This is a genomic window from Anaerobiospirillum sp. NML120449, assembly GCF_023051105.1.
GTDB lineage: Bacteria > Pseudomonadota > Gammaproteobacteria > Enterobacterales > Succinivibrionaceae > Anaerobiospirillum.
Window position 1 is genome coordinate 20,395 of record NZ_JALKIL010000037.1, and the last position, 15,223, is coordinate 35,617.

Annotated in this window: 7 protein-coding genes; 1 reads left to right on the forward strand and 6 read right to left on the reverse strand. The window is 51.4% G+C overall.

Annotation, left to right across the window (positions count from 1 at the left end; genetic code table 11):
- Positions 1–42: 42 nt before the first annotated feature.
- The 3 genes from MXE41_RS10155 to MXE41_RS10165 form a co-directional block, all read right to left on the reverse strand.
- Positions 43–399, reverse strand: coding sequence for a hypothetical protein (locus MXE41_RS10155; RefSeq protein ID WP_247100404.1), 357 nt, complete (start codon positions 397–399; stop codon positions 43–45).
- Between the two features lie 392 nt (positions 400–791).
- Entirely contained in the window at positions 792–1,064 is a 273-nt protein-coding gene (locus MXE41_RS10160) for a hypothetical protein (RefSeq protein ID WP_247100405.1), read from the reverse strand.
- A gap of 346 nt (positions 1,065–1,410) precedes the next feature.
- Entirely contained in the window at positions 1,411–2,841 is a 1,431-nt protein-coding gene (locus MXE41_RS10165; RefSeq protein ID WP_247100406.1) for an Rpn family recombination-promoting nuclease/putative transposase, read from the reverse strand.
- Between the two features lie 612 nt (positions 2,842–3,453).
- On the opposite strand from MXE41_RS10165, the gene MXE41_RS10170 reads away from it, so the two are divergent.
- A complete protein-coding gene (locus MXE41_RS10170; protein ID WP_247100407.1) occupies positions 3,454–4,359 on the forward strand; it encodes a DUF1963 domain-containing protein in 906 nt (301 codons plus the stop codon).
- A gap of 340 nt (positions 4,360–4,699) precedes the next feature.
- Here the strand turns inward: MXE41_RS10170 and MXE41_RS10175 are convergent, their stop codons facing one another.
- The 3 genes from MXE41_RS10175 to MXE41_RS10185 form a co-directional block, all read right to left on the reverse strand.
- Entirely contained in the window at positions 4,700–6,436 is a 1,737-nt protein-coding gene (locus MXE41_RS10175; RefSeq protein ID WP_247100408.1) for an alpha-glucosidase, read from the reverse strand.
- A gap of 1,144 nt (positions 6,437–7,580) precedes the next feature.
- Complete coding sequence (locus MXE41_RS10180; protein ID WP_247100409.1) at positions 7,581–9,035, reverse strand: MFS transporter; 1,455 nt, start codon at positions 9,033–9,035, stop codon at positions 7,581–7,583.
- A 1,245-nt stretch (positions 9,036–10,280) separates the two neighbouring features.
- Positions 10,281–11,963, reverse strand: a complete 1,683-nt coding sequence (locus tag MXE41_RS10185) for an alpha-glucosidase (protein ID WP_247100410.1) — start codon at positions 11,961–11,963, stop codon at positions 10,281–10,283.
- Positions 11,964–15,223 lie beyond the last annotated feature (3,260 nt).

Here is a 15,223-nt window from a genome sequence, read left to right on the forward strand (position 1 = left end):
GCTGGGCTTCAGTACCTGGAGGGCGTTTCCCTTGAGACTGGATCACTTGCCATCAGCGGAAATGCAGCCACCGTTGGAGCTGGACTGCATATGTTCCTTTGAGCTCATCATGTCAATAATCCGCTGCAGGGTCTGCGTGTCGCTCATGTTTTCGCTGCGGCATGTTTCAATCAACTTCATTACCTGAGCGCAGTCCTCGGCACGTACCTCGTTACGTACTTCATCACATACCTCGTCACGTACCTCGTTACGTAATTCATCACGTACTTCGGCACGTAATTCATCGCGTACCTGGTCACGGATTATGATAGCTGCCTCATTATAACCACGGTCATACTGCTGCTTAGACCATTGAATCTGAGCTTCCATGGAAGCATCACGAAGCGACTGAACTGTCATAGGATTATCCTCATATACAGGGTATTTATGCATGACCTCAGCAGGCCCCGGCCCCTGCCATGGGCCCAGGCCGGGAGTGGCATCAGATCGGCCACCAGTCCTTTGCAAAGTGTGTAATACGGCCAGGGATGAAAATCAAAAGGACTGATCCATTCAAGGAGCAGTCCTTTTAACTGTATGGCTCAAAAATTTGCTGATATCAGACCGAAAGCAGGATATAGATTAGCCCTGACAGTCTCTGATAATTCGCACACATACCTGCAGCCGGCCCACAGTATGGCAACTCTGCTGCATGACAGAAAGCCACACAGGCTGCAGCCACAGGCGATAAGCAATACAGCGCAGTGATGGCTGGGCTTCAGTACCTGGAGGGCGTTTCCCTTGAGACAGGATCACTTACCATCAGCGGAACTGCAGCCACTGTCGGAGCTGGACTGCATATGTATCTTTGAGCTAATCATGTCAATAATCCGCTGCAGCGTCTGCGTGTCGCTCATGTTTTCGCTGCGGCATGTTTCAATCAACTTCATTACCTCATCGCGGTCTTCGGCACGTACCTGGTCACGGATTATGATAGCTGCCTCATTATAACCACGGTCATACTGCTGCTTAGACCATTGAATCTGAGCTTCCATGGAAGCATCACGAAGTGACTGAACTGTCATAGGATTATCCTCATATACAGGGTATTCATGCATGACCCCAGCCGGCCCACAGTATGGCAACTCTGCTGCATGACAGCAAGCCACACAGGCTGCAGCCACAGGCTATAAGCAATACAGTGCAGTGATGGCTGGGCATCAGTACGCTGAGGGCGCTGCCCTTTAGACATGATCACTTGCCATCAGCGGAAATGCAGCCACCGTTGGAGCTGGACTGCATATGTCCCTTTGCGATCATCATGTCAATAATCCGCTGCAGGGTCTGCGTGTCGCTCATGTTTTCGCTGCGGCATGTTTCAATCAACTTCATTACCTGATCGCGGCCCTTGGCACGTACCACGTTACGTACTTAATCACGTACCACGTTACGTATTTCCTCAAGTATCTCGTTACGTACTTCATCACGTACCTCGTTACGTACTTCATCACGTACCTCGTTACGTACTTCATCACGTACCTCGTTACGTACTTCATCACGTACCTCGTTACGTACCTCATCACGTACCTCGTTACGTACTTCATCACGTACCTCGTTACGTACTTCATCACGTACTTCGGCACGTAATTCATCACGTACTTCGGCACGTAATTCATCACGTACTTCGGCACGTACTTCGGCACGTAATTCATCGCGTACCTGGTCACGGACTATGATAGCTGCCTCATTATAACCACGGTCATACTGCTGCTTAGACCATTGAATCTGAGCTTCCATGGAAGCATCACGAAGTGACTGAACTGTCATAGGATTATCCTCATATACTGGGAATTTTATGTAAGAAGCTGCTACACCTAAAGCATAGTTGATAAAGAGAGTAAAATCACGTTTTGTATGCTCAGGAAGATACCCAATTAAATTAACGGCTTTATTAAGCACTTCTACAGCTTTCTCTAATGTTAGAGGTTTGTACAGGGCAAAAATCACAGCCGCCAGATTGCTGTCCATGGCCAGCAGCTCATCAAGCTCATAGTGCTGCGGAGAGATGAATACGAATGGCTGGGACATGAAAATCAACATGCGCTTTTTCGGCGCCAGTTCAGACTGAAACTTCAAACTGTACAGACCGTCCCATTCACTGTTTCCAGTAAATATCAGGACAGAAGATACAATAGGATGACGGCCATCCTTGAGTGACTCTGTGATAATCTGATTGTTGAATTTGATTGAATCGATGTATTGTCTGATGCGCTCAGGCATATTTTTATCAACACTCGACTGAAACTCAACATCGATAATGTCGCGAGAGTTATGCTCAGAATCGCAACTCCACAGCAAATCACAAAAGAGAGCCTTGTCCTTGCTCAGAAGTTCCTTGTCCAGTTTTCTGAAGTCAACAGGTCTTAATGTTCCTGTCTCATCGTAGAGTGCCGGATAGATAAAATTGTTAAAAATAGAGCAGATAACATGTGGGTCGCCAAACATTATCTTGGCATAGCGGTCATGTGGACTGCCACTGACCGGACCAGACAGCCTGGAGGCCGGTTTTACGCTGTAATCAATTTTAATTTCTATCTTACCCATCAGTCCGTCAGCGGTATAGCCGTATTTTATTACTTTGCCGTCATGTACAGCATTCTTGATGCTGACATATTTCTGGACCTGTGAGGCCGATGCAGCTGCATCCTGTCGGCACTCAGCTGCGGCGTCTGCCGCAGCTGAGGCTTCGGATACAGATGTGTCATGGTGGATGGCCGGGCCGGGCTCTGCCGACATGGTATTTCCAGAAGGGGCTGATGCCTCAGAGGCGTTATCTTTGCAGATCGTGTCATCAGTTTTCATAGGTGGCTCCTGCTGGCCTGTAACAGTTGCTCAGAGCAGAACTGATCGCTGTGCTGCTCACCTTTAAGCAATTGAGTTGTGTCCGTTTCTGGACATAACAGACATCTATTGTTTATATGACCGTAAAAAATAAAAAGGCCCGTGTATCAGCCACTTAATAAGCGCCATATACACGGGCCCTTTTCTATGCATCAGAAAAATGGTCTGAGCATAGTTTACGGTTATGGATATTTTAAATCAGTTTCCGGGGCATATGTCAACAGCATCAGCTCATAAATAAGCGCTTTTATGGCACCTGCCGGGCAGAAATTTTCAGATATGGGAAGTAGATCATTTTCGTGGTGACTGCAGCGAGGTGATCCTGTGCTGTCTGAGCATGAGGATTTGCTGTCAACAGACTTATGAGATAATTATGGGTGCAGCAGCTGCTGCCGCTGCCGCAACTGCGGCCGCTGCATGGTATGGCAGATCCAGTCCCTGGCACAGGTCCTGGATGGGCTCTTGTGGGGGCTGCTGTGCCTGGGAGGCCATGCAGAGCCGTCGGCATGGCCTGGCACAGAGCGCAGTCTGGGGACGGGACGGCGGCGCTGTGGTGCGCTTTTGGAGGATATTATGGATAAGGTTAAGCTCAAGGAACTTAAGTGCAGCAATGCTCTGGCTGCGCTGGCCCGCAAGGCGATTTTCTGTGACTTTGTTAATCCTGAGGAGGTCGCTAAGAAGGGGGAGCCTGCATTTGCCCGTCCGGCTCATGCCCAGTACTCTGAGGGCGCCATGCTCTCTGCACTGTCTCATCTGGGCGGTCAGCCTCACCTGCCTGAGGGCTTTGTCTGGCCCGAGGCTGAGTATGGCTACAAGGAAAAGGGCATGCGTCCACTGGTCTTTATGGCCCAGTATGACCTGAGGGAGCTCAGCCGCTATGACCTTGAAGGGCTGCTGCCTGATCACGGACTGATGGTCATTTTCGGCTGCGGAGAAGCCTTTGGCTTTGATGGAGAGCACAGCCGTATTTATGTTTTTGACGATGTGTACAGCCTGAAAGTAACACAGCGCCCTGCAGATCCTCCTTGTGAAAAGGTTCTTGAGACTGACAGAATGGAGATTCCTCTGCACCGCATTGTGGTCCGTGCCGGCTGGCAGGTCCCTCATGAGTGGTCCTCCATGTTCGATACTGAAGAAGGTGATGACTGCGATGCAGACTGGGGCATGAGCAGAGAGCAGCTTGAGCAGATCAATGACAGTTATGAGGAGCTCTTTGCTGAGCTTGCTGGGACTGACGGCTATGAAGAGCTTGAGGATGATACCACTCAGTTTCTGGGCTGGGGAGAGTTTATCCAGGGAGACTATACTGCAAACAGGCAGTGCCGCCTGCTTTATACCCAGAGTTCATTTTGTGATGAAAACCTTAAAAAATGGCAGCTTTGCATAGGTGATGCCGGCGCAATCTATTATTTTATCGATGAGGATGACCTTAAAGCCGGTCGCTTTGATCAGGTGCGCAGTTATATGGACTGCTACTGACTGCAGCCCGGCCGACCGGGCTCAGGCTGCCCGGGCTCAGGACGACCGGACCAGGGTGGTCATGCCAGGAGCTGACGCACGGCCCGGCGGCGGCCTGCAGCCAGGAGAGCCAGACTCATGGTGGCAGCTGTGGCACGCTCTGTACGGTCGACGCTGCGGACAAAAGAGGGAGATCCCGCGCATGCGGAGATCTCCCTTGCTCTTTATGGGGCAGCGATCATGGGGCCGTCCCTGACCTTAATCAGGCAAGACTGCGGGCTGAGCCGTGTCTGCAGGTGCGGCGGGCTGCCTTTTGGCTGTGCGTGCGCCCGCATCCGGCTGGGCCGGTTGCGGGGCTGCTTTATGCCATGGCTTTGTGGCGCAGGCAAATTACGGCGGCACCTCCGCAGCCCAGGGTAAGTATGGTGTTGACCAGGCTTACGCCATTGGCTGCGAAAATCAGGTCACAGCAATGGTGGTCAGGGGCGCTCAGCGCCAGATCGGCACCCGGGGCCCGGGTCAGATCCATGGTAAAGACATCCTGTCTGGTGTTGACTATGGTCAGCAGGGTGCAGTTTTCATCGTGACGCCAGAAAGCAATCATGCCACTGCCGACCGGGCAGCGGGTAAAGTCGCCCCAGGCCAGCACGTCATGCCAGCGGCTGTCATGTTTGAGCGCAGTGAGCCTTCTGTAGGTATGAAGTACTGAATTTTCATCATGGAGCTGATTTTTGACATTGACGGTACGCCAGTCCTGATGCAGACGCAGCCATGGTTTACCTGAGGTAAAGCCGGCACTGGCGCTGTCATCCCAGAGCATTGGAGTACGGGCATTGTCGCGGCTGTGCCATGCCACGCAGCGCAGAGCCTGCTCATCGCTCAGGCCGCTTTCAAGTGCATGGCGGTATTCATCAAGGGCATAGAGATCGTTGAACTCATCAATGCTGGCAAAATGAGTGTTGGTCATGCCCAGTTCATCGCCCTGATAGATAAAGGGAATACCGCGCAGGGTCAGCTGCACTGTAGCCAGTGCCCTTGCTCCCTGGGCATTTTGCAGATATTCGGGCATGAAGTAGGACACGCCGCGTGGCTCGTCATGATTGTCCAGAATTGGAGCTGTCATGGCACCGGCCTGCTGATAAAGTTCCTGAGTGGCAAAAACGCAGGATGCAAACTCATCAGGCCCCAGAGTTGTAAACTGGGTGTAATGGGGAGCTGACTCGATAACGGCACGGCAGGAAAGGTCAAACATGGTAGAAAAATAGCCATTTGTGCCGGCAAACTCCCTGACACTCTTATCAGTAACAGTCAGAACCTCTCCTACGGTAAAACAGTCAGCACGGACAAAGGTGCGCTCCTTGAGCTCGTTAAGATATGGTCCAATTCTGTCAAGCAGCAGAGCGTTCATATTGGCCGCATGGCTCATGCCATCACCAGCTGCATCTGGTAGCAGTCCCGGGAAGGAGAGATCCTTGACAATGGAAAGTATGGCATCGATACGAAATCCTTTGACGCCACGGTCTATCCAGAAGTTGACCAGGGAGTAGATTTGCTCACGCAGCTGAGGGTTGTTCCAGTTCAGATCTGGCTGTTCACGGGCAAAGTAATGGCAGTACCACAGATCCTCATCTTCGTGACCTGGCAGCTTTGACCATACCGAACCGCCAAAATAGGAGCGCAGGTTGTCAGGTGGCTGGCCGTCACGGCCTTTTCTGATGTAAAAGTAGTCAGCTTCGGGACTGAGCGGATCGGCGCAGGCCTTCTTAAACCATGGATGCTCTGACGAGCAGTGGTTGAGCACCAGATCCATAATGAGATCGATGCCGCGATCGCGGGCCTTGCTCAAAAGCTCATCAAAGTCATCAAGAGTGCCGAACACAGGGGCGATGTTGCAATAATCGCTGATATCGTAACCCTGATCGACAAAAGGCGAAGGATAAATCGGGCTTAGCCAGAGCAGATCAATGCCCAGATCCCTCAGGTAATCAAGGCGGCTGATAATACCCCGCAAATCACCAATACCATCACCATTGGAGTCCTGAAAGGATTTAGGATAAATCTGATAGGCTGTTTTGCCATGCCACCATTTCTTTTCCATTAAACACCTCTGTGCCTTAGTAAGGCATGTATATCATGCCCACTCTGCTGCGTGCTGAGTGTCCTGTTAATAAAATACTTTACAAAGCATTATTATTATTATTATTATTGTGAGCTGTATTGGCCATGAGCCCCATATGGCCAGGCCTGTTAATTTCAAATTTAATCTCTGTCAGATCTCTGTCTGTGTGTCAGTCTTGCTCTCTGACCATGTCTGTATATCACTGTCTGTTCAGTCTGTTGCTCTGCCCTGATTGTATTGCACTCCCTGTATCTGTTTAATTCTTACTTCCTGTTTTCTCTGTCCCTTAATCACATCTTTGCTTAGAAAGCAGGCAGGTTGTGGGCCTGCCTGTACTCAGGCCGTCACGCGTTCAGGCCTGTTAATCGTGGATGTGCCCGGTCTTAACTGCGTAATCCCGGTCACGCTAAAAGTGATGCTCATGCTAAAGCGTCAGCCGAGTGCTGACTTAATGCCCGCTGCTGCAGCGCTTACAGCCGGTGATGAGCACGGAAATGAAACTGTTGATTATCACGGCTATCTGGCCGGGGATGAGCACGGAAATTAAACTGTAGCTCAGCGCGAGCATCAGGCTGTTGCTGGGCACTAAATGAAACTGTTGTACAGCACGGCCATCTGGCCGGCGATGAGCACGGACATGGACCTGTACTGATGCCTTGGCGCTACAGCCAGTGTCTGCAGAGTCAGTGACGGTGCTTATGCAGATTAGTATGCTGTTCGGCAGGTGGCGACGGTTATGACTAATGGGCGGTGTCGGGGTGGTGTTAAGGTGTGGTCGGGGCTGACCTTTGCAGCAGGCCAGGAGGGTCTGCAGGCAGATCCCGGCTGACGTCCCTGGGAATACCTGAGCATATATGGTTAATGGGAAAGTGGAGTAATTCTTTGGCAGGTGGCGCCTGGGCGGAAGCATCTGTGCAGTCAGCTCCTGCGATGGCGCCATTGAAAGCAGGCTGGTGTTGTCAGCCCGCTATTACTTTTGGGGCCGGGTGCCAGTTTGAGTTCTGGTACCGGTCAGAGCCCGGCCAGAGCTGGCCGGGCGGAGGGGCTGCATGAGCACTGGCTTCAGATTTGGCCTGAGCCTGTGTTTTGGCTGTAGCCTTTGCAGCCCTTTATGGTTGTGGCTTTAGCTCTGAGCCTGCTGATCCCTGCTGCTGTCAGCCTGGGCATCGGTCTGAGCGGAGGCGTCGGCGGCATTGGAGCTGGTGCGGCGCTGCTGAAGCTCTCTGATAACATCAGGGTAGATTTTGTCGAGGCGGTAGCCCAGTACGGAGACAATGCACAGGGCAAAAAGGATGGCAGGGAAGACAGTGGTGGCCAGCAGTATGGTGTTCATGGCGGCATCAGTTTGCTCAGGAGCATTGTTGACGTAACCGCCAACCTGCATCACTGTGGAGGCGATGACGGCACCAAGGCCGGCGGCGAGCTTCATGCCGAAGCTGGCGCCTGAGTAGACCATGCCCTCGTGGCGCTCGTGGTCAATGTATTCGCCATATTCCACGCAGTCAGGGAGCATGGCAAAGACGCAGGCGTAGGTAAAGCCCTGACCAAAACCCCAGATAGCTGCACCGACAAAGGCAACTGTTGCAGAGTAAGGGTCAATAAAGCGCACCATGGCAGCGATGATAATGATGACGCAGGCGATCATCAGAGAGTTACGCTTGCCTGTCTTCTTGAGCATAATTGGCAGCACCAGGATAAGACAGCCCACCTTGAAGATATTCATGATGGTGGCAAAGGTACCGATGTGGTTAGGATTATCAAGGAAGTAGCGGCAGTAGTAGGTATTGGCTGTTGAGAACACCACGTCAGCGGTAAAGGTGGTCAGCATGGCCAGAGTGAGCATGACCCAGTATTTGTTCTTGAACAGGCGGCCAATAACCTTGATGGTGGTCTTGAGATCGCTCTTCTCAGGTGGCGGAGTAACAATGCGCTCATGACAGAAAGCAAAGGTCAGGAAGAAGCAGGTGCAGGCTACGGCGGCAAGAATCACGAAGGTAATGGTCCATGCAGCCTGATCATTGCCAAAGAACTCAACCATAGGCAGAGTAACGACAAGAGTCAGGGTGTTACCGGCAGTGGCCAGCAGCATACGGTAAATTACCAGAATGGAGCGCTGATAGCTGTCATTGGTCATGGAGGTGGTCATGGAGCCATAAGGCAGGTTAATGGCTGTGTAGACCACGGAAATGGCAAAGTTGTAGCTGACAAAGATATAGACATACTTAAGCCAGTCATCAAGGCCAGGTGGTACCGAGAACATGGCCACCATGGCTATGAAGAAAGGAATGAGCATGCGCAACAGCCAGGCACGGGCCTTGCCGTAAGGGCTTTTAGTGTTTTCAATCAGCCAGCCGACAAAGAGATCGGAAACACCGTCGAGCAGGCGTGAGAGCAGCATGATGGTTGCGACTACGGCAATGTTCACATTGACGTATTCGGTGTAGTAGTAGATAAGAATGGTTCCCGTAGGCGTATAGAGCATCTGGGATGCAAAGTCACCAAGGCCATAGGAAAAGCGCTCGGTCAGGCCTATTTTGGGATCTTTTTGAGGATTGTTGGCAAGAGCTGGGAATAACATCAGCTGACTCCTTTAAGCCTCAGAGTCGGCATATGTCAGACTGCGCTTGAGTCCTGCGTACCGTCAGGCCAGCCAGGTAAAAAACCAGGCTCCGGGCCGTCAGGTGCAGCATGTGCAGGATACTGCAGAGCAGTCAGCATATGGCTGCCACCCGGTATTGCAAAGGCAGCAGGTACTGTTCCTGTTTTCCTCATGGCTGCAGCAGCTGCTGGTAGCATAAGGCGGGCACAGCACTTAATCTGCCCTCAGGGCAGCCTTCCTGCAGATACTCGTGAGCATACACAGCGTCATCATGACATGGCAGATTCCTGGACTCAGGCCTCATGGCACCATGGCCCTTTGACCTGATGGTCCCATGACAGCTTGACCTCATGGCCCTGTGACCTGATGTCCCCATGACAGCGTGACCTGATGGCCTGATGTTGCCATGGAGATATAAATACACAGGACTGCAGCAGCCGGGAAGCCCCATGGTCATGGACATGAAGTCATGGTATCAGGGCTTGTTACGGCCTGTCTGAAGCAGGTTATGCCCTGTGGCAGGCGCAGTCTGCATGGCATGGCCGACAGGGCCGACAGGCCGGAGCTGCTGGCCATGGTATAGCCATGGCTCTGGCAATGTCCTGGCTCAGGTTCTGCTATGACCTGGTTTTGCTGCTGGCTGTTGCCAGCTGGTGTATTGCTTTTGAGCACCGGCAGGAAGGATTCCTGTAATACCGGTTTGAGACTTTAGACGATTCACACACTAACAGTCTGCACAGTGCACGGCCGCTGAGCGGCTGCACAGGTCAGGCTGCCTGAGCACCAGGTGGCTGTAGTGCTCACTACAGTTTATGAGCACTGCTGTCACATAAGGGAGTTATCAGGCGCAGCTGTTTTAGCAGTAACAGCGCGCTCTGAGACAGCGCCGGTGCGGGCGCTGATATCAGGATCGGGCAATGCCCGGGGCGGACATGCACAGCAAAGCTCAGCATTGCAAAGCCCTGGCGTGTCATGCCTTGCCCTGACCTTACCCTGTCCTTACTCTCCTTGAATTCCCTGACCTGAGATATGGTCAGGGAGGTGGAAACACACTGCCGTAGAGCTAAAAGGTGGAGACTTGCAGTGGTGTTTCAATTAACTTTCATACCTGCCAGTACTGCCCGGGAAGTCTTGCCCGGGCCGTACTGCCTGGGCCTTTGAGCTCTGCCCGGGACGTACTGCCTGGGGCATGGTCCTATGGGACCTGCCCTGGCCGTGGTGCGGCTACTGGGCGGAGCAGGCAATGATGGCTACGCTGGTGGCCGGCAGGGTCAGCTGACCATTGTTCAGTGTTACACCATCGGTGGCCAGTACGATGCTGGCATCTGCAGGCACTGAGCGGGTAATGGCAGAGTCTTCAAAGCTGGCCAGCACCTGAATCTGGCGTCCATCCAGTTCACGGGCAAAAGGAACTTCGTATTCAGCCACAGGACTGAGCGGTACAAAGCGGCCATCGGTCAGAATGTCATGCCACTGGCTGTCCTTCTTGAGGGCAATGAGCTTTTTGTAGAAAGACAGTACTGAGTGCTCGTCATTAATCTGTGCAGCAGCATTAATGGTGGTGTAGTCCTGATTGACCTTGAGCCAGGTTTCAGAGGCTGTGGAGAAGCCGGCATTTTTCTCAGCTGACCACAGGAAAGGGGTACGGGCATGATCACGGGACTCGATATTGAGTATGTCCAGTGCCTGCTTAGGGCTCAGACCTGCCTTGAGGGCTGACTTGTAATTGTCGTGGGCAGCCACATCGTCAAACTCATAAATGGAGTCAAAACGGGTGTTGGTCATGCCAATTTCCTGGCCCTGGTAGATAAAAGGCATGCCGCGCAGCAGGACATTTACGGCACCCAGGACCTTGGCGCCCTCAGGAGTCTGAGCATGGCGCGGTACATAGTAGGACAGGCCACGTGGCTCATCATGGTTCTCTACTATTGGGCACATAAAGCCAATGTCATTGACGCGCTGCTGGCTGGCAAAAATGGTATCGCGCCAGCGGGCAATGCTTACCGGACGGAAGCGGTAGTAAGCAGGATAGATTTCGTTGAGCTCACGGGCTGAGAAATCAAAAATGGTGGAGAAAAAGCCCTCAGGACCAATGTAGTTCTTCAGTGAGGCCTGGTTGACACCAAAAGCCTCGGCCACAGAAATAGCCTTGTGAGGCTTGAAAGTGGCGTTGTTCATCTCATGCAGGAAGGTAGCGGCCTCATCGGAGAGCTTCGCTGTCATCTTGCCTGCTGAGCACATGCCGTCAGGACCATCAGCTGGCAGGCCAGGGAAAGACAGATCCTTGGCAATGTTCATGATGGCGTCGATACGGAAACCGGCTACACCCTTGTCCAGCCAGAAATTGATCATATCGTAGAGCTTTTTGCGCAGCGGCTCGTAATACCAGTTAAGGTCAGGCTGCTCCTTGCAGAAATAGTGCAGGTACCACAGGTCCTCATCTTCACGGCCTGGCAGCTTTGACCATACTGAACCGCCAAAGTAGGAGCGTAGATTGTCTGGTGGCAGACCGTTCTTGCCCTCACGGATATAGAAGTATTTGGCCTCTTCACTGTTGAGGTCAGCACAGGCCTTTTTGAACCATGGGTGCTCGCTGGAGCAGTGGTTGATTACCAGATCAAGAATGATATCGATACCGCGCTCACGGGCACCTGCCAGCAACTCATCAAAATCTTCCATGGTGCCAAACAGAGGATTGATGTCCTGATAGTCAGAAATATCATATCCCTGGTCCACCATAGGGCTTTTGAAGATTGGGCTTAGCCATACCAGCTCAACACCCAGATCTTTGAGGTAATCAAGGCGGCTGATAATACCGCGCAGATCACCAATACCATCGCCATTGGAGTCTTGAAATGATTTAGGATAAATCTGATAGGCAACCTTGCCCCACCACTTGTCACTCATGAATGTTTCCTTATATCAGCTGACTTCAAAGAAAGTCTGTTGCATCTCACCGCAGCCGCAGCAGGCTCGCACCAGTCCCGGATCAGGTCAGGCACAGTCCCGTGCACCGGCATAAGCTCCGGCACAGGCAAAAGCAGAATACTTGCGAGCATTGCATCCGTACAGAACTTGCTGTCACAGCGCAGGCGACGCCACCTGCAATTGCAGGATCCGCCACAGCTGCAGCTGCGCAGCAGCTGTACTGTCTCTTATGGCTGACGCACTCATACTCAAAACCTGCAGGCGCAGGTGTTTGCGCAGAGGGCTCAGTGCGCAGTCAGGGTATGCGCACACAGTTAAAATGGTCTATAAAATAATATGGAATGAATTTAAACCAGTTTGTTAAATGCTTTTATAAAGCGATCTGATAAGGAAGCCCTGGATGAATTATCCTGAACCAGGGGCGCCGCTGCATGAATTGCAGATACAGCGGCGCGATTTGAAGACAAAGCAAAATCGGCTGTCAGTGCAGGCAGTGCGTACAGTGCAGATAAGGTATTCTCTGGGTGTATGCTCTGGTGCTCTGGACTTTTAGCATAGCTGTACTTTAGTGCACTGCACACTGCTGCTTACAGAGGTGTTGGGCTGTTATCTGCTTTATAAAGCATGTTTTGCCCGTTAATACCAGGTGGCTGATTTGTGCCAACGGTACATATGGTATCAGCTGGTATGCAGTGCAATATTCTGGTCGTCAGGCATTGAGGGGACTGCGGACTGCAGGTCAGTGCCATGGCTGGCATCAGGTGCTTTCATTGCAGACAGAGCTGAAGGCATCGGTCATGAGCGGGAGCGTGACCTGATGCATTAAGGCTTATGTCTTCAGTCCTGATGGTTTTGCAGTATAAATTGCGATATTAACCTCGCTGGAGTCACAGGGCCTGTTTGAAGTAATCTCCGGAAAATTTAGGTCCGGGTCCTCAGGTCCATGCTTAAATAATCAAAAGCCTTCGCGGCCGGTTTTAAGTTCATGGCTTAAAGCGCAGCCACACCTGCGCAGTCGCGTGATTTATTTCCCTGTGTATGGAGGCATTATACGGGGGGCCAGTTGTAAAAAAAAAAAAAAAATCAGTATTTGAACAGAAAAATACACTTTTTTAATATGACGTCATAAATTGCGTGATCACGATCACAATGGTCTTAGTTTGAATCAGGGGATAAATTTTGTGTCTGTAAACAGCATATATATGGCCTTTTGGCTGTGGTAACGTTTTCATTGTGTTAAATAAGCCAAATCTGTTGACTAATATCGTCTGTGCAATACTACGCTGTGTATACCTGGAGGCGCAATTTAGTGTACACGCGATCCGGTAGCGTAATCGTGACTGAGCAGCCATAACTGGCACGCCTCAACTGGCACTCTTCAGAATGCTGCACATAAGTGGCAGATGGCATCATGAAGGCCATTGTGGTGGCAAATGTCACAGGCTCTGTCCGGCCAGCGTTTACATTGCCACGAGCGTGGTCCTCTTGAGCTCTGCAATGAGTTACGAACATCGGGACTTAAAATCAGATATGAGTCATCAGGCATGTGAGCGGGTATGAAATGCCACATGGATCTGGCGAAACTGGTGTGACAGTTATGGTATGAGATGCTCCTGAAGAACAGGAGCAGGGGCAGGCACAGGGACAGGAAAAGACTCAGATTAAAGGCCAGGCACAGTCACAGTCACAGGGACAGGAAAAGACTCAGACTAAAGGCCAGCCACAGGCACAGGCACGGTAGCAGGCTCAGACTCAGGTACTGGCTTCTGAACAGGGCCAGGGACAGACTCAGGTCCTGGGGCACACTCAGGGTTTTGGTCAGGCTCACGCCGGGTCTTATGCCAGTGCTCAGGCCTGGGGAGGGCAAAGCGCTGCTGGTATGGCGGCAGCGCATCTGTCTGCCTGTCATTGCAGTAAGGTGGGGATAATAAGAGACAGGCCGTCCTTGCAGCTGCTATCGGGCCTTAATGAGGCTTTGAGGTGTTAATTTGCAGTAATGCCCTGGGGCAATCAATGCACTATGATGGCTATGTGCGGTAAAGAAGAGACTTTGCTGTGTGCTCTGTGCTCTTTTCTGCTGCCGCTTTGCTGATATGTCGTGTTTTAGTGATGTATCTGTTCTTTTCTGTCTGATCACAGGGCAAAGCAACTGCCTGCAGCTGGAGCATCCGTGCACTTATTATGGAATAAGATACACAGTACAGTGTTATGTACAGTGAGCTGTAAGTTTGCAGTATAAGCACAGGCCAGTCTGCCGGGATACAGAAGCGGTAAATGCAGAATGGCAGCCTGCGCAAGTGCTTCGGGCGTCAGCCGGACTAAAGTCCCTAAATCGCTGCCGGAGCCTGTACACCAGTGTCCCGGCAAGCTGCCAACCTCACATTCGTGAGACGGTGAATACTGATATTTCACCTTGTTGAGCTTGCTTACCTGTCACCATGTTTCTGTCTGCCCTGCCAGTCTGTCTGTCAGTCTGCAGGCTTCTTCTGAAATAACTCTGTCCACGCTGCACAATCCTGCCTCAGAACTCAAATAAATTGTCTGTTTGTCTGTACCATCAGCTGTCTGAACTTTTGTACGTGCATAGTGTCAGTTTGACTGGACATAATGCCGTTGTCATGTGTTCAGCAGTGCTGATGCAGAGTGCTGAGGATATATGTGTCCTGCATAAAACCTTTTGTAAAGGCATACAGCCGCAGCCTTGCTTCCATGTGGGGAGCAGGGCAGGGAGTTAAAGAAGAATGCTGGAAACAATAACGGGCAGGGGACAAGAGCCACAAGTACACCTGTCGGTGTACGATAGCGCAGGCCGGCACAGCATTATGGAAGACAACTGCTGTTTATACAGAGCATAGTGCTGTGGTATCTGCGCTGGAGAAATATCAGGATAAAATCCTTTTTATAAATCTGAACTGAACATGGAGCACAAACGGTCAGCTGTTGCCAGTCAGGGGCCGTCAGCACTGGGCAGACGGGGGGACGGTAACAGGTGACATCCATGCTTCCGCAGGTTGCGGAACTGACATGAAAGCCTTTCACTTCAAATCATCATGTACAGGCATTTTCAGACATGCTCAAAACATGAATGAGGCTTACAGACTGTTTGCAGTAAATTTCTTTTAACCTGGATCAGTCAGCAAAATTATGTTGGTGATTATGCAATATCTTTACTGCAAAGAAAACTACCGGCGGGGCTAATGTAAAAATAAATTTTACATGCCTCTGATTAAGGCAGTATG